The following is a 17,506-nucleotide window of genomic DNA, read 5'->3' on the forward strand; positions in this document are numbered from 1 at the left end:
GATGCGCCGCGCAACATTCACCGATGCCTCCGTCACCTATGGGGCGATCGGGGGAACCCTCGCCGACGACCTCATGATCTACCCGCCGCCCGGAACACGGCCGGCGGAGCACATCGTCAAGCTGGGCAGCGGTGAGGAGCGTTTTCACGCGGCCGCGGCATCACTCATGTCGTGGGGTGTGCAGCGCGGCAGCGGCATTGAGGTCACCGACTTCGAGGCCGGAACCGGCGTGGAATACACCGGAATCGTCTTCGACGAATATGGGATCCCCTCGAGAGATCAGAGTCATCCGGTCAACGAGGCGACGTTTGGCGAAGACGGCACGCCGTACATCTCCAATGGCATGACGGCAAAGCTTCACATCAAGGCCGGACCGTTCACGGTCGTCGCCCCGGTGCGTGTCGTCTATGTGATCGACGAGGCGAACCGGATCGGATTCGCCTACGGCACGATGGCCGGTCATCCCGAAAGCGGAGAAGTGTCGTTCATCGTTGAACGTCACGACGATGACACCGTCTGGCTCGCGATCCGCTCGTTCTCGCAGCCGAGCAACTGGAAGTACACCCTCGCCACGCCCTATCTGCGTTATCAGCAGAAGCGATACACCAAACGGTACCTGCGCGCCCTGCACCCATCATCGGGGGCCTAGACATGCCCAGCGCACTTCCGCTCGGTGACCCCGCACCGCTTGACGGTCTGCTGCCGGCCTCGGTCATCGAGGGCGCCGGGGAACGCGACTTCGGCGTCTACCTGCACGTTCCGTTCTGCCGCGTGCGCTGCGGCTACTGCGATTTCAACACCTACACCGCCACCGAGCTGCGTGGGGTCAAGCAAAGCGATTACGCCAGCCAAGCGGTGATTGAGATAGAGGCCGCCGGGCGCATCCTGACCGAATCGGGTCTGCCCGCCCGCACTGCCCAGACCGTCTTCTTCGGTGGCGGAACGCCGACCCTGCTTCCCGCCGAGAACCTGATTCGGATGCTGCAGGCCGTGCGTGACACCTGGGGTATCGCGCCCGAGGCCGAGGTGACGACCGAGGCGAATCCCGACTCGGTCGACGCCGCCTATCTGGCCGCACTGGCCGAGGCCGGCTTCACCCGCGTCTCATTCGGCATGCAGTCGGCGGTGCCGCACGTGCTCGCGACGCTGGAACGCACGCACGACCCGGCCCGGGTGCCGCTCGTCGTGCAGTGGGCGCGCGAGGCCGGCCTCGACGTGAGCCTCGACCTCATCTACGGCACGCCGGGGGAGTCCCTCGACGACTGGCGCACCAGCCTCGACTACGCCATCGGCCAGAAGCCAGACCACATCAGCGCATACTCGTTGATCGTCGAAGAGGGCACCAAGCTGGCACGGCAGATCAAACGTGGTGAGGTCGCGCACGTCGACGAAGACCATCAGGCAGACCTCTACGAGCTGGCCGATGAGAAGCTCGCCGCTGCGGGCTACGGCTGGTACGAGGTGAGCAACTGGGCGACCGATGATGCGCACCGTTCCCGCCACAACCTCGCCTATTGGACCGGCCAGGACTGGTGGGGCGTCGGCCCCGGCGCGCACAGCCACGTCGGTGGGGTGCGCTGGTGGAACGTCAAGCATCCGGCCGCGTATGCCGACCGGGTGCTCGCCGGTCACTCGCCGGCCGCGGGACGCGAGACCCTCGACGCGGCGACGCGCGAGGTCGAGCGAGTGCTGTTGCGCTCGCGCATCCGTGAGGGTATTCCGGCCGCCTCGCTCGGCGACCAGGGCCGGCACGCGGTGGCCGGGCTGATCGCCGACGAGCTCATCGACCCGAAGGCAGCCTTTGCCGGCTCCATCGAACTGACGCTGCGTGGGCGCCTGCTCGCGGATGCCGTCGTGCGCCGTCTTCTCGCCGACGATTAGCCCCGGGATGAGGCCTCCGGGATGAGGCCTCCGGGATGAGGCCTCCGGGATGAGGCGCCCGGGAACAAGCCTGGGTCAGCTCACGAACTTGATCGTCAGCGGGTAGACGTACGGCTTGCCGGCGTTCGCGGCGAGGGCGGCCATGATCCCAAAGACGATGCTGAGAACCCAGGCGGCGAGCAAGATCAGGAATCCGATAAGCAGGAACGCTGTGACCCAGCCGATGACATACGCGATCAACAGGGTGATTTGAAAGTTCAGAGCCGTGGCCGTGTGCTCACGGATGAAGGGGCCGCGATCGCGAAGGATCAGGTAGCCGATCAGCGCCGGCAGAAACCCGAACAGGATTCCGCCGATGTGGATCAGGGTCGCCCAGAGCTTCTCGTCGGCGGGGCTGAGGGGAGCCGATGCCTGGTAGGGGGTGTCGCCGGTCGGTGGCAGGGAAGTCATGGCAGTCACTTTCGTCAAGGAGGGGGTTACGAGTAGAGACTAGCTACTTGATCAGTCGCACCGCGAACGGGTAGCGATAGGGATGCCCGTCTTTCGCCTGCATGAAGCCGAGAATCGAGAAGATCACACTCGCGATCCACACCACCCAGACGAGCAGTCCGACGACGGCTCCGATTCCGAGCGTGACGACGGTGAGGAATCCGGTGACGATCCAGATGATTGCGTAGGCGAAGACGAGTGTGATCTGAAAGTTCAAGGCCTCCTTGGCTTGCTCGTCGGTGAACCGTCCGCGATCTTTGAAGACGAGCCAGATGATCAGCGACGGCAGAAAGCTGAGGATGCCGCCGAGGTGAGCGAGCGAAGCCCACTGCCAATCTTGTGCTTGAGTGAGTGGGGCAGCCACGGGAGCAGCAGGCTGAGTGGGGTGTTCTGGTGGGTGCTGGCCGAGGTGAGGATCGTCGGGGAGCGGGGCTTGTGAGTCACTCATCATCATGCCTTTCAGCGAAGGAAGAGGGATCAATGCCCTCTTAACGGTACTGCGGCACCGGGTGCGGAGCAATGGGTTCACTCAGCCGGACAGGATATGATTGGCACTCAGTCAGTGTGAGTGCTAACAATGGGCAGGGGAGGCGATCTCAAATGGTGTCTGATCGTAGTCTCGAAGTGTTGCGCGTGATCGTGCAGGACTACGTGGCGTCCCGCGAACCCGTTGGCTCCAAATCGATCGTCGAACGGCATTCTTTCGGGGTGTCGGCCGCGACGATCCGCAACGACATGGCTTTGCTTGAAGAAGAAGAGCTGATTGCCGCTCCGCACACGTCGTCGGGCCGCATCCCCACCGACAAGGGGTATCGAGTGTTTGTCGATCACCTGGCCGACCTGCGCCCGCTGACGGCAGCGCAACGACAGGCCATCGAGGCTTTTCTCGGCCAATCCGCCGACCTCGACGAGGTGCTCGCTCGCAGCGTGCGACTCCTTTCCCAACTCACCCGCCAGGTTGCCCTGGTGCAGTATCCCTCGGTGTCTCGCGCAAAGGTGCGTCACATCGAACTGGTTCCTCTCAGTGAGACCCGCCTTCTCTCGGTGCTGATCACCGACTCGGGCCGGGTGGAACAACGCGTGATCGAATTGCCACGCTCCGTCGACGAGCACACGTTGGGCGAGGTGCGTGCGCGACTGAATTCCGTCGTCGGCGGCCGAACGATGGCGGATGCCGCGGCGGCGCTGACGGCGCTGGCCGGCGTCGGACCGCGCGAGCTGCAGCCCGTCGTCGACCTGATCACCGCTACTCTCGTCGACCAGATCGGCGCAAACCGTCACGACAAGCTCGTGATGGCCGGAGCCGCCAACCTGGTGCGCACCGAAGAAGACTTCACCGGCAGTATCTCGCCGGTGCTCGACGCCATCGAGGAGCAGGTCGTGTTGTTGCGCCTGTTCGGCGAGATGGCGACTGACTTGCACGGCGTCGCGGTGAGCATCGGACGCGAGAATGCGTCGTTCGGTCTCGGCGAGACATCCGTTCTCACGAGCGGGTACTCCGCACCCGGCGGCGATTTCGCCCGATTGGGTGTGCTCGGTCCGACCCGCATGGATTATTCCAACAACATGGCCGCCGTTCGTGCGGTGGCCCGCTACCTCTCTCGCCAGCTGGGCGAGAACTAACCACCAGAATCAACGAGGAGAGCCACCTTTGGCTGACCACTACGAAGTTCTTGGCGTCGAGCGTGACGCCAGCACCGACGAGATCAAGAAGGCGTACCGCAAGCTGGCCCGCCAGTTGCACCCCGATGTGAACCCCGGGGCGGATGCCTCGGAGCAGTTCAAGCTCGTCACTCACGCCTATGACGTGCTGAGCAACCCCACTGAGCGTCAAAAATATGACCGGGGTGGCCAGGGCGGTGGCGGATTCGACGGCGGCAACTTCGGTAACTTCGGCGACATCTTCGAAACCTTCTTCGGCGGCGGCGGCGGCCAGAGCCGCGGCCCGCGATCCCGCCGTGAACGGGGACAGGACGCTCTGCTACGTGTGGAGCTCGACCTCGACGAGGTCATCTTCGGCACGCACCGTGAGATCGAGGTCGACACGGCTATCGTCTGTGCGACCTGCAACGGATCGTGCTGCCAGCCCGGCACATCGCCGGTCACCTGTGACATCTGCCACGGAACCGGAAACATCCAGCGTGCCGTGCGTTCTCTGCTGGGAAACGTCATGACGAACAGCCCCTGCGGCAGCTGCCGCGGCTACGGCACCGTCATCGCCACCCCGTGCGTGACCTGCCAGGGGCAGGGCCGCGTGCGCGCCCGTCGTACCGTCGCCGTCGACATTCCGGCCGGCGTCGAGACGGGTCTGCGACTGCAGATGCCCGGCAGCGGCGAGGCCGGGCCCGCCGGTGGCCCGAACGGTGACCTGTACCTCGAGATGAAGGTGCGCCACCACGACGTGTTCAGCCGTGACGGCGACGATTTGCTCGCCACCATCGAGGTGCCCATGACCGACGCCATCCTGGGCACAACGGCCACGGTCAAGGCCCTCGATGGCGATATCGCGGTCGAGCTGAAGCCGGGTGTGCAGAGTGCCGAGGTTATTACGATCAAGGAGCGCGGCGTCACCAAGCTACGCGGCAACGGCCGCGGCGACCTGAAGATCGGCGTGCATGTGGTCACTCCCACCAAGCTCGACCACAAAGAAAAAGAACTCATCGAACAGTTCGCAGCCCGTCACAAGACGCCGGCTCCGGCGCTCAGCCAGTTTCAACAGGGGCTGTTTGCGAAGCTGCGCGACCGGTTTCTCGGCTAAGTCTGATGGCCCATTTCTTCCTCGATGAAACCCTGAGTGCTTCGCTCTGCGCGCCCGGCTCCACCGTGAGCATCGGCGGCAGTGAGGCCAAGCATGCCGTGACGGTCAGCCGTATCCGGCCGGGCGAGCAACTGCTGCTCGGCAACGGGGCAGGAATGATTCTGCACGGCACCGTCGTGACGGCTGAGCCGGCCGAGCTGACCCTGTTGGTCGACACGCGCGAGCTGACCCCAGCGGCGACACCGCGCATCGTTCTGGTGCAGGCCTTGGCCAAGGGCGATCGGGACGAACTGGCCGTGCAAGCGGCGACCGAGTTGGGCGTTGACGGGGTCATCCCGTGGACCGCCGCTCGGTCGATCTCACGCTGGGAAGGCGCGAAAGTCACGAAGGGTCGAGAACGCTGGGCGAGCATTGTGCGCGAGGCCAGCAAACAGTCGATTCGCCCGTGGCTTCCGGTGGTGGCCGACCTGGTCAGCACCAAACAGCTGGTGAAGCTGGCCACTGAGACGCGGATGCTGCTGCTGGAGCCGAGTGCGACGGCGCGGCTGACCGAGGTCGACTTCGTGGTCGAATTCGAGGCCGACGTCGAGGCCGACGTCGACGATGCCGCGGATGCCACCAGCCGGCGTGACATCCTGCTCATCGTCGGCCCCGAAGGCGGAATTGCGCCCAGCGAACTCGACGCCCTCGAGGCGGCCGGCGCCACGCGCGTGCGCCTCGGCGACACGGTGCTGCGCACCTCGACGGCCGGGCCGGCGGCCCTCGCCATCCTGAACGCGACGCTTCGTCGTTGGTAGCGCCGCTTAAGATAGCAGTATGACTTCTTCTGGGGCAGAACCGTCCATCTTCAGCCGCATCGTCGCGCGTGAAATCCCAGCGACCATCGTCGCCGAGAACGACCAGATCATTGCGTTCGAAGACATCAACCCGCAGGCACCCGTGCACATCGTCGTCACGACGAAGACCGGCGAATACCGTGACGTCGTCGAACTCGCCGCCGGTGACCCGCTCCTGCTGGCCGAACTCGTGCGCGTCGCCCACGAGATCGCCGCCGAGCGCACCGGCGGGGAGTTTCGGCTCGTGTTCAACACCGGCGCAGCCGCCGGACAGACCGTATTCCATGTGCACGCACACGTTCTGGGCGGCGGACTGGGGGAGGGCACCCTTGGCAGTCGATGATCATGACTCGTCGGAACCGACGCGCGTTGATGTGCATCTGCAGGTCGAGGGTATCGCCATGGTGCGACTACTGGGGCCGCACGATCGCTTCCTTCGCAGCATCGAAAAGCAGTATCCCGGCGTCAGTGTTCACGTGCGCGGCAACGAGATCACCCTCACCGGTTCGGCGAGCGACACCGATGCCGTGCGCCGCCTGATCGACCAATTGCAGCTGATGATTCGTCACGGTGAGCCGTTCGGTGAGTCTGCGGTGGCCGCCTCGGCACGGATGCTGAGCAGCGATGCCTCGCAGAGCCTGTCTGACCTCCTCGGGCAGGCCATCCTCACGTCGCGCGGCACGAGCATCCGTCCGAAGACGACGGGCCAGAAAGAGTATGTCGACGCGATCGACCTGAACACCATCGTGTTCGGCATCGGACCGGCCGGAACCGGTAAAACCTATTTGGCGATGGCGAAAGCCGTGCAGGCCTTGCAGCGCAAAGAGGTCGAGCGCATTATTCTCACGCGTCCGGCCGTCGAAGCGGGGGAACGGCTGGGCTTTCTGCCCGGCACCCTCACCGACAAGATCGACCCGTACCTGCGTCCGCTCTATGACGCCCTCAACGAGATGATGGATCCCGAGCTCGTGCCCAAGCTGCTTGCGGCCGGCACCATCGAGGTCGCCCCGCTCGCGTACATGCGCGGCCGCACCCTGAGCTCGTCGTTCGTCGTGCTCGACGAAGCCCAGAACACGACGCCCGAACAGATGAAGATGTTTCTCACCCGACTCGGTTTCGGCTCGAAAATGGTCGTCACCGGCGACATCACGCAGGTCGATGTGCCCGCCGGGGCGAGCGGTCTGCGTCTCGTGACGCGCGTGCTCGACGGCGTCGACGACATCCATTTTTCACGCCTGACCAGCGCAGATGTTGTCAGGCATTCCCTGGTGGGGCGCATCGTCGATGCGTACACCGAATATGACGCACAGAAGCAAGCGCAGCGTTACGAAGCCGAGCAGGCCCGTGAATTCGCCGACCGTGCCGAACGCCGAACCCGCGGTACTGGCGACCGCCACCTGAAACGGAGACCGAGTTGAGCATCGAAATCAACAACGAATCAGCCATCCCGGTCGACGAGGCCGCGCTTCTGCGTCTCGCGGCCTTCGCCCTCGACGCGATGCACGTGCATGCGGATGCCGAGCTCGCTATTGTTTTGGTCGACGAGGGGGCAATGGAGCAGCTCCACGTGCAGTGGATGGACGAGCCGGGTCCCACCGATGTGCTCAGCTTCCCGATGGATGAACTGCGCCCGGGAACAGCCGAGGCCGAGACCCCGCCCGGGCTGCTTGGCGACATCGTGTTGTGCCCCCAGGTTGCGCAGGAGCAAGCCGTGACGGCCGGTCATTCGACGCTCGACGAACTGCTGCTGCTCACCACACACGGTGTGCTGCACCTGCTCGGCTTCGATCATGCAGAACCCGACGAAGAAAAAGAGATGTTTGGGATTCAGCGTGAAATTCTGATCGGTTTCGCCATGCAGGAGAGACGCGCCAACTGATGTTTCTCGGCTGGTTTCTTGCCGCAGCAATCGTGTTGGTCGCCTTTGGTGGCCTCATGGCCGCCGTCGACGCCGCGGTGACCTCGCTCTCCCGTGCCGACATCGCGGAGATGGCCGAGACGTCGCGCTCGAAGAAGTCGCTCGAGGCGATTGCCGACGATACCGGCGCGCATTTGAACGCCATCAACTTTATGCGAATCATCGCCGAGACCACCGCGGCCGTGCTGGTGACGTTGTTCTTCGCAACGGCGATTGACGAATTGTGGATCGCCCTGCTGCTCGCGGCACTCATCATGACCGCGGTGTCGTTCGTGCTCGTCGGGGCCAGCCCGCGCAGCGTCGGGCGGGCCCGTCCGCGCCAACTGCTCACGTTCACGGCTCCGCTCGTGCACTTTCTGCGTTTTCTGCTCGGACCGATCGCCAACGCACTGGTCGCCCTCGGCAACCGGGTCACGCCCGGGCGGGCCGCCCTCACGACATTCACGTCGGAAGATCAACTGCTCAGCATGGTCGACGAGGCAACCGAGCACGACGTGCTCGAAGAAGACGACCGTGAGCTCATTCACTCGATCTTCGAGTTCAACGACACCGTCGTGCGCGAGGTCATGGTGCCGCGCACCGACATGGTCACCATCGACGCCAGAGCGACGATCGGTGCCGCAATGGGCCTGTTCCTGAGTAAGGGCAACTCCCGTATGCCGGTGTTGGCCGGCGAGGTGGACGATGTCATCGGCATCCTCTACTTGCGCGATGTGGCCAAGCTCGTCTACGAGCGGCCGATCAACGCAGACGCTCTCACGGTCGACGAGCTCGCCCGGCCGGCCCAATTCGTGCCTGAATCGATGAAAGCGGATGCCCTGCTGCGGCAGATGCAGACGGAGTCAAACCATCTGGCCATGGTTGTCGATGAGTACGGCGGAATTGCCGGACTGGTCACGATGGAAGATCTGATCGAAGAACTCGTCGGCGACATCTCAGATGAGTACGACCGCGATGTGGTCGAGGTCGAAGACCTGGGCGATGGACACTTTCGGGTGAACGCGCGGTTGGCCGTCGATGAGCTCGGCGAATTGTTTGACCTCGACCTTGATGACGATGACGTCGACTCCGTCGGAGGCTTGCTGGCGAAGGCATTGGGGCGTCTGCCGGTGGCCGGCTCCGTCGCAACGATGAGTGGGCTGATCCTCACCGCCGAGCGCACCGAGGGTCGTCGCAAAAGAATTAGCACCGTGCTGGTAGAACGAGACGAAGCCTTGATCGATGCGCAGACCGCATTCCTGGCTCCGTCTGATGATGAAGGAGTAAATGGCAATGGCCAAGGCAGATGAGTACCGCGCGGGTTTCGTCTCGTTCGTCGGACGACCGAACGTGGGCAAGTCCACACTGACCAACGCGCTCGTGGGGCAGAAGGTGGCGATCACGTCGTCGAAGCCGCAGACCACGCGTCGCGCCATCCGTGGCATTGTGCACCAGGAGAACGGCCAGCTGATTCTGGTCGACACACCCGGCATCCACCGCCCGCGCACCTTGCTCGGTGAGCGTCTCAACTCGCTCGTCACCGCTACGCTCGGCGACGTCGACGTGATCGGCCTGTGCATTCCCGCGAACGAGCCAATCGGCCCGGGGGACAAGTTCATCAACGAACAGCTTGATGCCTTCCCGCGCGCCAAGAAGGTGGCGATCGTCACCAAGATCGATGCGTCATCGAAGACGAGTGTTGCGAACCAGCTTCTGGCCGTGTCACAGCTGCGCGATTGGGAAGCGATCGTGCCGATCTCGGCGACCAGCCACATTCAGCTCGACACGTTGACGACCGAGCTGTTGCGTCTGCTGCCGACCAGCGAGGCGCCGCTGTACCCCGCCGACGCGGTCACCGACGAGAGCCTCGAATCGCGCATCGCCGAGTACATCCGTGAGGCCGCGCTTGAAGGGGTCACCGACGAGTTGCCCCACTCGATCGCCGTGACAATCGACGACATCATCGAGCGCGACGATCAGGAACTGGTCGAGATCTACGCCAACCTTTTCGTCGAGCGTGACAGCCAGAAGGGCATCATCATCGGTCACGCCGGTAGTCGGCTGAAGGATGTCGGTGCGCGTGCCCGCAAGCAGATCGAGCCGCTCGTCGGCAAGCGAGTTTTCCTCTCGCTGCGCGTCAAGGTCGCGAAGGAATGGCAGCGCGACCCGAAGCAGCTGGGTCGCCTGGGCTTCTAAGCGCGGAGAAACACGAGCGGGCGGCCGCAGAAGCAGCCGCCCACCGTTGGATCGATTTAGGCGTTCAGCGTTCCGCCATCGACGGGAAGAACCACCCCGGTGACAAAGCTCGACTGATCGGAAAGCAGCCACGAGACGGCGCTGGCGATCTCGGATGCCTGGCCGAGGCGTTTCATCGGTACCTGCGCGGTGTAGATGGCCTTGTCGGCCTCGGGCAGTCCGGCCAGGGCCGCGGTGTCGATAGCGCCGGGTGCGACGGCGTTGACCCGGATGTTGTCGGTGGCGTACTCCAGTGCGGTGCCGCGGGTCAGCGCGACGACGCCGTGCTTGGCTGCGCTATACGGGCTGAGGTTCGGGGTGGCCTTCAATCCGGCGATGGACGCCGTATTGACGATGTTGCCGCCACCGTTGGCGAGGAAATGCGCCGCTTCCGCTTTCATGCACAGGTAGGTGCCTCGCAGGGTCACCGCGATGGTGCGGTCCCACTCGGCGTCGGTGACCTGGTCGATGCGGTGTGGCATGGCGCCGATTCCGGCGTTGTTGGCGGCCAAGTGCAGGCCGCCGAAGGTCGCGACGGCGAAGTCGATCAAAGCGTTCACCTCGGCCTCATCGGCGACATTGGCGTGTTTGAACGCGGCCTGTCCGCCCGCCGCCACAATCTGGTCGACGATGCTCTGGCCGGCCGTGTCGTTCACATCGGACACGACAACGCTGGCTCCGTCGGCGGCCAGGCGCAGGGCGATTGCGGCCCCGATGCCTGCGCCACCGGCGGTGACCAGGGCGACCTTGTTTTCGAGTACTGCTGACATGGTGGTTCTCCTTCGACGAGTGTGTCAAAAATATACTGTCTTTACGACAGCATATGCCTGTTGGGTGGGAGCGCGGTCGGTGTACATCCAGCGGATGATTTCGGCCGCCGTGCGAGCGAGATCGGGGCTGGGGCTCGGTTCGATCGGAGTAAGCACCATACTCTTGAACGATGAGCGAAACGATGGCCGCAGAGGAACCCTTTGTGCAGCGTTTTCGCTGGGCGTTTGAGCCCATCGCCGCAGTCGCCTTCCTGTTTCTCTGGTCATTCGTTGCGCTCTGGACGGGGGAGCGCGGTGCGTTCAGCGCGATCATTCTGCTGGCCGCGGCACTCGGAATTTCCCGCATTCTCCCCGGTGGAGCCTTGGCCGCGGGGGTCTTCTCCCTCATGCTGATCGCCGGCCAGCTCGTGCCCGGGCTCGGCAACCCGGCCTGGGCGCTGTGCCTGGTCGGACTGTTCGTCTTCTTCGGCTCAAGCGCCTACGGCTCTCGGGCTGCGCGGGGTGTCGGCCTGACCGGAGCCTTCGTCGTGTCGGCGATCGTCGGTTTCGGTCTGCTGGCCTCCGGGGGAATCTTCGGTTCTGCCGGCCTACTCGGCTCGACGGGGGTGCTCGGCACCATGATCGTGCTCGGCATTCACGCGGTCGGCCTGCAGATGATTGGGGCGCTGCTCGTCGGTGCGTGGCTGACGGGACTGCTCGTCAAGATTCACGCCGAGCGGCGAGCGCAACCCGGCGAACGTCCCCTGAGCGGTTTCGAGGGGTGGCTGATGAGGCGTGACGAGACGGCCTCTCGCGGAGAAAGCCTGCTTCCCGTCGGTCCGTCCCGCTGGGTTCGTCAATTGACCATGCGCCAGTTCGCCGCAGACGCTCTGATCGCGGTTCTCTTCGTGCTGCTCGGTTTCGTCTCCTCAAGCAATAGTTCAGTCGGTGAGACCGTCGTGGTGCTCGGGTTCGGGGCCGCCCTGAGTGTGCGGCGCCTGTCACCATCCGCCGCACTGATGATTGCGTGGGCGACCGCACTGCTGCAGATGGGCTTTGGCCTCGACACGCTCACGGCCAACGTCGTAATTCTGGCGGTGCTCTATGCAACGGCGGCCTACGGGGGACGCATCCTGAAGTGGGTGGGTCTGGCCTCGGTGGGTGTGGGCGCGCTCGTTGCCTCAGCGTATTTGGTGCTCGTCAACTCGGGGGAGTTTCCCTCAGTCGGCCTGGCCGAGTTGGCTTTCGCCGGAGTGGCACCGGGCGTGCTCGGGCGTATAGCAAGTCAAATCGCGTTGTATTTCATCGCCTGCCTGGCCGTGCTCGGCCTCTCGTGGACGCTCGGACTGCTCGTGCGTACCTGGCATAACGCCAGACAGAGCCGTCGACAGGAGGCCCGGGCCGTCGACGACCAGCGTGCCGCCGAACGCACCGTGGTGGTCGAGCAGGAGCGCAACCGTATCGCCCGTGATATGCATGACGTTGTCGCCCATTCTCTCGCTGTCGTCATTGCCCAGTCGGATGGCGCCCGGTATGCACGGGCGACCGATCCGGCCGCCGTCGACTCTGCGCTCAGCACCATCTCGCTCACCGCCCGAGAGGCGTTGGCCGACGTGCGCATCCTGCTCACCCAACTCCGCCAGGAGCAGTCGAGCGGTCCTCAGCCGGTGCTGGCAGACCTGGGCCGCCTGATCGAGCAGATGCGGGGCACGGGGCTGAGCGTGGTCTGGCGCAACTCGGGAACACCGTTCGCGCTGGGCTCCGGTGCCCAGTTGGCCGTGTACCGCATCATCCAGGAGGCGCTCACCAACGCGCTGCGCCATGGTGATCCAGACCACCGCGTCCGCCTCGAGCTCAGCTGGGAGCCGACTGAGCTGGTCGTGACCGTCGAAAATGCCGTGCGGGACACGGCAATGGACCACGGGGCTGTCGGCCACGGCGTGCCCGGCATGCGGGAACGCGCCGTGCTGGCGGGAGGCACACTCACCACCGAGAGTGTGAACCGCCGCTTTCTGGTGACCGCCACACTTCCGGCTGGGAGGCCACACGCATGATGACACCACCCACGATCCGCGTCGCCCTGGTCGATGATCAGGCGCTCTTCCGAGCGGGAATTCGGATGCTCGTCTCGTCGCAACCCGACCTTGAATTCGTCGGTGAGGCCGGTAACGGTTCCGAAGGCGTGCAGATGGCGGCCGAGAAACGGCCTGATGTGATTCTGATGGACATCCGAATGCCCGTGATGGATGGCATCCGTGCCACCGAACTGATCCTGGCCGGGGCCGATGCGCGGGGCGAAACCCCGCCGCGCATTGTCGTGCTCACCACATTCGATCTCGACGAGAGCGCGACGAAAGCCATTCGGGGCGGTGCCAGCGGATTTCTACTCAAGGATGCCGACCCCGAGTTTCTGCTCGCCTCAATTCGCACGGTACATGCCGGCAGCTCGGTGATCGCGGCGTCGGCCACCCGCGAGCTATTTGAGCACTTCGAGCGGCGCCAAGCCCTTCACGAACCGGTTCCCGCGGCGTTCCACACACTCACCGGTCGTGAACGGGAGATCTTCGAGCTTGCCGCGCGCGGTCTGAGCAACTCAGAGATCGCGGCGGGGGAATTTCTTTCCGAGGCCACGGTGAAAACACACATCAGTCGCATCCTGTCCAAGCTCACGCTGCGTGACCGCGTTCAGCTCGTGGTGTTCGCCTTTCAACATCGTTTGACCCACAAGGACGGCGCCCGTTCCGTCGACTGAGACGGGAGTCGTGAATTCGCTGAGCGTCTCCTGGGCGTCGGTCAGGCTACCCTGAATCCTCGCTCAGAACCTGTCGCCTGAGCCCTGTAGTCGGCGCGGAGGTGTGAGAGTAGCAGCGGAGGATCGATGAACAATCCACTGCTGAACGCCGACATCGTCGGCGGGCCGCTGCTCGTCGGGTTGTATGCGGGTGCCAGCGTGTTCTGTCTGGTGCTGCTGCTGCGCCGACGGCCGTTGCGCGGTGCGCTCATCACGACTCTCGTGGTGCTGGTCGCTCTGCTTCTCGGGTGGATGCTGGCCTGGCTGATCAGCGACGTCTGGAACGTCTACGGAATCTCGCTTTCTGTGGTCACGCGACTGTGGGTGAGTGTCTGCGTCGCCGGAGTTGCGTTGGCGGTCACCAATCTGTTCCGCAGTCGGTGGCGGCGAAAGATCATCGCACTCATCGCAATTCCGCTCTTCATACTCACTGCGGCATTGGGCATCAACGCGGATTTCGGGGCCTTCACGACCGTGCGCAGTGCGCTCGGGCTGCCGCTCTATCCAGCCCTTGACACCTCGACGGTTGCGCATCCCGACCTGAGTCACGGCACTGTCGGCACCGTCACGATTCCCGCCTCCACGTCGCACTTCGACGCCCGTCAGGCGCTTGTCTATCTGCCCCCGGTGGCCCGTCGGGCCGACCCTCCGATTTTGCCGGTGATGGAGCTGATGTCGGGTCAACCCGGTGGCCCGGTCGACCTCTTTTCGTCGGGTCACTTGGCCACGGTGCTCGACGAGTATGCGCAAAGCCACAACGGCTACGCGCCCATCGTCGTGGTGCCTGACCAGCTCGGCTCGCCCGAGCGCAACCCGATGTGTCTCGATTCGCCGCTCGGCAACTCGGCGAGCTACCTGACCGTGGATGTACCCCACTGGATCCGCGCCCACTTTCGGGTGTCGGCCGAGCCCGACGGGTGGGCCATTGGGGGATTCTCGCAGGGCGCGACCTGCTCGATGCAACTCGGCCCGGCGCATCCGGAACTCTACGGAACCATTCTCGCCATCTCATCTGAACTGGTTCCGCAAAACGGCACATTGCGCAACACCATCACGGCGGGCTTTGGCGGGGATGCTGCGGCCTTCGCTGCCGCTGCGCCCTCGGCGATCCTGTTGGCCCACGCGCCCTATCACGGCATGAAGGCCATTTTCGTGGTGGGCGGGAATGATGATCGTTACCTGCCGTGGTCCGAGATCCTCGCCTCCAGCGCAACCCGGGCCGGTGTGGAATCCACACTGCTTGTGTCGCCGGGGACCGCGCACGACTGGCATACCGTCACCTGGGCCTTCACGAACACGATCCCGCTCGTCGCGGCAGATCTCGGCCTGGCTGCGCGATGAAAGGAGTCCTCAGGCTGGCTGAACGCCAACCGTTCGCGCTCGGGTACGCCGCACTGATTCTGGTCACGGCATTCATCGCCGACGCCGTGCGGATGCCGGCCGGGCGAATTCACCTCCTCGTCGGAACCGGCTACGACTCTGTCGTGCACCTCGGCCGCTGGTGGTCACCGCTTGGTTCGGTGTTCTTCACCGCCGGCAGCGCCCAACTGGTGGTCGTCCTGGTTGCCGCAGTGCTCGTTCTGGGCTCCGCCGAACGTCTCATGGGGAGTGCGCGCACGGTCGTGGCCTTCGTGACAACCGCGGTTCTCGGCCCCGGCATCGGCATTCTCCTGCAGAGCGTCGGTGTGGCCGGCGGAGAGCTGTGGTCACAGCATGTGCGTGGCCTGTGGGTGATCGACCCGCTGACGCCCATTACCGGCAGCATCATGGCGGCCAGCTGCTTTGCCGGCCCACTCTGGCGACGCCGCATCCGGGTCGTCACCCTCGCCAGTGTGCTCATGCTGGTGCTCTACTCCGGCCAACCCGCCGATCTGTATCGCCTGGTCGCGGCGTTAGCAGGGTGGGGACTCGGTTTCGCTTTTCAGCCACGCCCGGTCAGATTCATGTGGCGTCGGAGCTCACATCACGAGACCCGCACCCTGCTCGCGGCCGTCGTCGGCGTTCTCGCCCTCGGACCCGTCGTGACCAGCTTCTCGGGCGGTCGCTTCGGGATTCTGGCGCCCCTCGGGCTGCTCTTCAATCCCGACTTCTCGGGCGCCGGCATCGAACGGGACCGCTGCCTCTTCGGCGACGTCACCCTGCAGTGTGTGCACGAGCTGACGCTCGAACGCCTCGGCGGTGTCGGCCCGGTGCTGGTCAGCCTGTTGCCGCTGCTCGTTCTGCTCGTCGCCGCGTACGGTCTGTCACGGGGAAGGCGGTTCGCGGCCTGGTTGGCGATTGGTGTGAACCTCGGACTGGCCGCGCTCGGAGCCTGGTACTACGGTTTGCTCCCCATCAGTGGTCAGTCGTTCGTCTGGCATCCGCATGCCACGCGCTACTGGGAGATCGCTCTCACCCTCGTCGTCTCGGTGCTCGTTCCGGCCGCCACCGCCGTCGTACTCGTGCTGAACCTGAAGCAGTTCCCCGTGCGGAGTCGCCCGGGCGGGCCGCGCCGGTTCGCCCTGACGGCCGCGGCGACGCTGCTGGTGCTCTCGACCGTCTACGTCGGACTTGGCGGCCTGCTGCGCAGCGGGTTCAGCCCGCAACCGAGTTTTCTCGACCTTCTCGCGGATGTGCCGGAACGTTTCATACCCGTCGGCTTTTTGCGTATCGAACGGGTCTCGTTTCTGCCGACGAATTGGCTCACGGGCACGCTCTACCACTGGGTCGGCCCGGTGTTCTGGATCGTCGTGATCGTGGGCGCCATCCTCTGTCTGCGCGCGGCGCCGGTCGGGGCGAATCCCGAGCACGCCCGCACGCTGCGCACTCTTCTCGAGGCGGGCGGCGGTGGATCCCTCGCCTACCTCGCGACCTGGGCGGGCAACTCGTATTGGTTCGCTCCCTCCGGAACGACCATGATCGCCTATCGGGTGGTGAACGACGTGGCCATCACGACGAGCGATCCAATCGGGCCCGACACGGATGTTCCGGAGGCCATAGCCGAGTTCGCCACGATGTGCGACGACCACGGTTGGATTCCCGTCTTTTACAGCCTGCACGAACGGTGGCAGGGCCTGTTCGCCGAAATGGGCTGGCAGACAATGAGCGTGGGGGAGGAGACGGTATTGCGGCCGCGACTCTGGGATACGACGGGCAAGAAGTGGCAGGACATCCGCTCGTCAATCAACCGCGCCGACCGCGCGGGGGTGCGGGCCGAATGGACGAGCTATCGAGCGCTGCCGGTGCTGGAATCGCTACAGATCGCCGAGATTTCAGAGCAGTGGGTGCAGGAGAAGGGACTGCCGGAGCTCGGCTTCACGCTGGGCGGCATCGACGAGCTGCGCGATCCGGACGTTCGGCTGATGCTGGCCGTTGACGCCGACGACCGCGTACACGCCGTGACGAGCTGGATGCCGAGCTACCGCGAGGGCGTCATCGTCGGGTGGACCCTCGACTTCATGCGCCGTCGCCCGGACAGCATGAACGGAGTGATGGAGTTCTTGATTGCGCAGACCGCCCGCATGATGAGCGAACGGCCGGAGATCGAGTTTTTGAGTCTTTCGGCCGCGCCGCTCGCTCACACCGAAGAGCTTCCTGGCCGTCTGCTCGACTTCGTCGGGCGGGTGCTCGAGCCGGTCTACGGATTTCACTCTCTGCTCGCTTTCAAACGTAAATTCCAGCCCGAATTCCAGCCCTTGTTCATGGCCTACCCCGAGCCTGTCGCTTTGCCCGCGATCGGTGTCGCGTTGGCGCGGGCCTATCTCCCGGATCTGTCGGTGCGAGAAGCGCTCGCCTTCGTGCGTGGTCTCGGCTAACTGGTGCCTGTGGGTTCGCCGGTCGGCGAGCCCGACCAGCCGCCCGCGGTCGGCCCCGACCAGCCGCCCTCGGTCG

17 protein-coding genes are annotated in these 17,506 nt (G+C 64.7%); 14 read left to right on the forward strand and 3 right to left on the reverse strand.

Annotation, left to right across the window (positions count from 1 at the left end; all coding sequences use genetic code 11):
• The first annotated feature begins 1 nt into the window (after position 1).
• Both HNR05_RS03195 and hemW read left to right on the forward strand, forming a co-directional pair.
• On the forward strand, positions 2-649 hold the full coding sequence (locus HNR05_RS03195; protein ID WP_179577713.1) for a DUF1990 domain-containing protein: 648 nt from the start codon (positions 2-4) through the stop codon (positions 647-649).
• Between the two features lie 2 nt (positions 650-651).
• Complete coding sequence (gene hemW / locus HNR05_RS03200) at positions 652-1,881, forward strand: radical SAM family heme chaperone HemW (RefSeq protein ID WP_179577714.1); 1,230 nt, start codon at positions 652-654, stop codon at positions 1,879-1,881.
• Positions 1,882-1,956: 75 nt separating this feature from the next.
• Here the strand turns inward: hemW and HNR05_RS03205 are convergent, their stop codons facing one another.
• The gene (locus HNR05_RS03205) at positions 1,957-2,331 is read right to left on the reverse strand and encodes a DUF4870 domain-containing protein (RefSeq protein WP_179577715.1); all 375 of its coding nucleotides are present in this window, start codon (positions 2,329-2,331) and stop codon (positions 1,957-1,959) included.
• Positions 2,332-2,374: 43 nt separating this feature from the next.
• On the reverse strand, positions 2,375-2,818 hold the full coding sequence (locus tag HNR05_RS03210; RefSeq protein WP_179577716.1) for a DUF4870 domain-containing protein: 444 nt from the start codon (positions 2,816-2,818) through the stop codon (positions 2,375-2,377).
• Positions 2,819-2,970: 152 nt separating this feature from the next.
• Here HNR05_RS03210 and hrcA point away from each other — a divergent pair, with 152 nt between their 5' ends.
• From hrcA to era, 8 genes are read left to right on the forward strand one after another with little or no spacing between them, the layout of a single operon-like run.
• Positions 2,971-3,993: a heat-inducible transcriptional repressor HrcA gene (gene hrcA, locus HNR05_RS03215; protein ID WP_179577717.1), complete on the forward strand. Its 1,023-nt coding sequence runs from the start codon at positions 2,971-2,973 to the stop codon at positions 3,991-3,993.
• A gap of 28 nt (positions 3,994-4,021) precedes the next feature.
• On the forward strand, positions 4,022-5,128 hold the full coding sequence (gene dnaJ / locus HNR05_RS03220; protein ID WP_179577718.1) for a molecular chaperone DnaJ: 1,107 nt from the start codon (positions 4,022-4,024) through the stop codon (positions 5,126-5,128).
• A gap of 5 nt (positions 5,129-5,133) precedes the next feature.
• On the forward strand, positions 5,134-5,925 hold the full coding sequence (locus tag HNR05_RS03225; RefSeq protein ID WP_179577719.1) for a 16S rRNA (uracil(1498)-N(3))-methyltransferase: 792 nt from the start codon (positions 5,134-5,136) through the stop codon (positions 5,923-5,925).
• A 19-nt stretch (positions 5,926-5,944) separates the two neighbouring features.
• On the forward strand, positions 5,945-6,307 hold the full coding sequence (locus HNR05_RS03230; protein WP_179577720.1) for an HIT domain-containing protein: 363 nt from the start codon (positions 5,945-5,947) through the stop codon (positions 6,305-6,307).
• 58 nt (positions 6,308-6,365) lie between these two features.
• Positions 6,366-7,382 carry a PhoH family protein gene (locus tag HNR05_RS03235; RefSeq protein ID WP_246318482.1) on the forward strand — a complete coding sequence of 339 codons (1,017 nt, stop codon included), beginning with the start codon at positions 6,366-6,368 and terminating at the stop codon, positions 7,380-7,382.
• Positions 7,379-7,843, forward strand: coding sequence for an rRNA maturation RNase YbeY (ybeY, locus tag HNR05_RS03240; protein WP_179577722.1), 465 nt, complete (start codon positions 7,379-7,381; stop codon positions 7,841-7,843). The genes HNR05_RS03235 and ybeY overlap by 4 nt, the downstream gene beginning before the upstream one ends.
• Entirely contained in the window at positions 7,843-9,171 is a 1,329-nt protein-coding gene (locus HNR05_RS03245; RefSeq protein WP_179577723.1) for a hemolysin family protein, read from the forward strand. Before ybeY ends, HNR05_RS03245 begins: the two co-directional genes overlap by 1 nt.
• Positions 9,155-10,057: a GTPase Era gene (gene era, locus HNR05_RS03250; protein WP_179577724.1), complete on the forward strand. Its 903-nt coding sequence runs from the start codon at positions 9,155-9,157 to the stop codon at positions 10,055-10,057. Before HNR05_RS03245 ends, era begins: the two co-directional genes overlap by 17 nt.
• Positions 10,058-10,113: 56 nt before the next feature.
• Here era and HNR05_RS03255 read toward each other — a convergent pair whose 3' ends face one another.
• Positions 10,114-10,866 (reverse strand): SDR family oxidoreductase, encoded by a 753-nt coding sequence (locus tag HNR05_RS03255; protein ID WP_179577725.1) that lies wholly within the window; start codon positions 10,864-10,866, stop codon positions 10,114-10,116.
• A gap of 170 nt (positions 10,867-11,036) precedes the next feature.
• Between HNR05_RS03255 and HNR05_RS17490 the strand changes: the two genes are divergently transcribed.
• The 4 genes from HNR05_RS17490 to HNR05_RS03275 all read left to right on the forward strand — a co-directional run bounded on the left by HNR05_RS17490 (position 11,037) and on the right by HNR05_RS03275 (position 17,430).
• A complete protein-coding gene (locus HNR05_RS17490) occupies positions 11,037-12,899 on the forward strand; it encodes a sensor histidine kinase (RefSeq protein WP_246318341.1) in 1,863 nt (620 codons plus the stop codon).
• Complete coding sequence (locus HNR05_RS03265) at positions 12,899-13,597, forward strand: response regulator (RefSeq protein WP_425485098.1); 699 nt, start codon at positions 12,899-12,901, stop codon at positions 13,595-13,597. Before HNR05_RS17490 ends, HNR05_RS03265 begins: the two co-directional genes overlap by 1 nt.
• Positions 13,598-13,723: 126 nt before the next feature.
• Complete coding sequence (locus tag HNR05_RS03270) at positions 13,724-14,977, forward strand: alpha/beta hydrolase (protein ID WP_179577727.1); 1,254 nt, start codon at positions 13,724-13,726, stop codon at positions 14,975-14,977.
• Positions 14,974-17,430, forward strand: coding sequence for a bifunctional lysylphosphatidylglycerol flippase/synthetase MprF (locus tag HNR05_RS03275; RefSeq protein ID WP_246318342.1), 2,457 nt, complete (start codon positions 14,974-14,976; stop codon positions 17,428-17,430). The genes HNR05_RS03270 and HNR05_RS03275 overlap by 4 nt, the downstream gene beginning before the upstream one ends.
• The last annotated feature ends 76 nt before the right edge of the window (positions 17,431-17,506 follow it).

The organism is Leifsonia psychrotolerans (assembly GCF_013410665.1).
Classification (GTDB): Bacteria; Actinomycetota; Actinomycetes; order Actinomycetales; family Microbacteriaceae; genus Cryobacterium; species Cryobacterium psychrotolerans_A.

Coding starts and splice junctions, on each gene's coding strand:
- HNR05_RS03255 (WP_179577725.1), bottom strand. CDS start 10,866: ATGTCAGCAGTACTCGAAAACAAGGTCGCCCTGGTCACCGCCGGTGGC.
- HNR05_RS03195 (WP_179577713.1), top strand. CDS start 2: ATGCGCCGCGCAACATTCACCGATGCCTCCGTCACCTATGGGGCGATC.
- hrcA (WP_179577717.1), top strand. CDS start 2,971: ATGGTGTCTGATCGTAGTCTCGAAGTGTTGCGCGTGATCGTGCAGGAC.
- HNR05_RS03275 (WP_246318342.1), top strand. CDS start 14,974: ATGAAAGGAGTCCTCAGGCTGGCTGAACGCCAACCGTTCGCGCTCGGG.
- HNR05_RS17490 (WP_246318341.1), top strand. CDS start 11,037: ATGAGCGAAACGATGGCCGCAGAGGAACCCTTTGTGCAGCGTTTTCGC.
- HNR05_RS03210 (WP_179577716.1), bottom strand. CDS start 2,818: ATGAGTGACTCACAAGCCCCGCTCCCCGACGATCCTCACCTCGGCCAG.
- era (WP_179577724.1), top strand. CDS start 9,155: ATGGCCAAGGCAGATGAGTACCGCGCGGGTTTCGTCTCGTTCGTCGGA.
- HNR05_RS03270 (WP_179577727.1), top strand. CDS start 13,724: ATGAACAATCCACTGCTGAACGCCGACATCGTCGGCGGGCCGCTGCTC.
- HNR05_RS03265 (WP_425485098.1), top strand. CDS start 12,899: ATGACACCACCCACGATCCGCGTCGCCCTGGTCGATGATCAGGCGCTC.
- HNR05_RS03230 (WP_179577720.1), top strand. CDS start 5,945: ATGACTTCTTCTGGGGCAGAACCGTCCATCTTCAGCCGCATCGTCGCG.
- HNR05_RS03225 (WP_179577719.1), top strand. CDS start 5,134: ATGGCCCATTTCTTCCTCGATGAAACCCTGAGTGCTTCGCTCTGCGCG.
- HNR05_RS03245 (WP_179577723.1), top strand. CDS start 7,843: ATGTTTCTCGGCTGGTTTCTTGCCGCAGCAATCGTGTTGGTCGCCTTT.
- hemW (WP_179577714.1), top strand. CDS start 652: ATGCCCAGCGCACTTCCGCTCGGTGACCCCGCACCGCTTGACGGTCTG.
- HNR05_RS03205 (WP_179577715.1), bottom strand. CDS start 2,331: ATGACTTCCCTGCCACCGACCGGCGACACCCCCTACCAGGCATCGGCT.
- HNR05_RS03235 (WP_246318482.1), top strand. CDS start 6,366: ATGGTGCGACTACTGGGGCCGCACGATCGCTTCCTTCGCAGCATCGAA.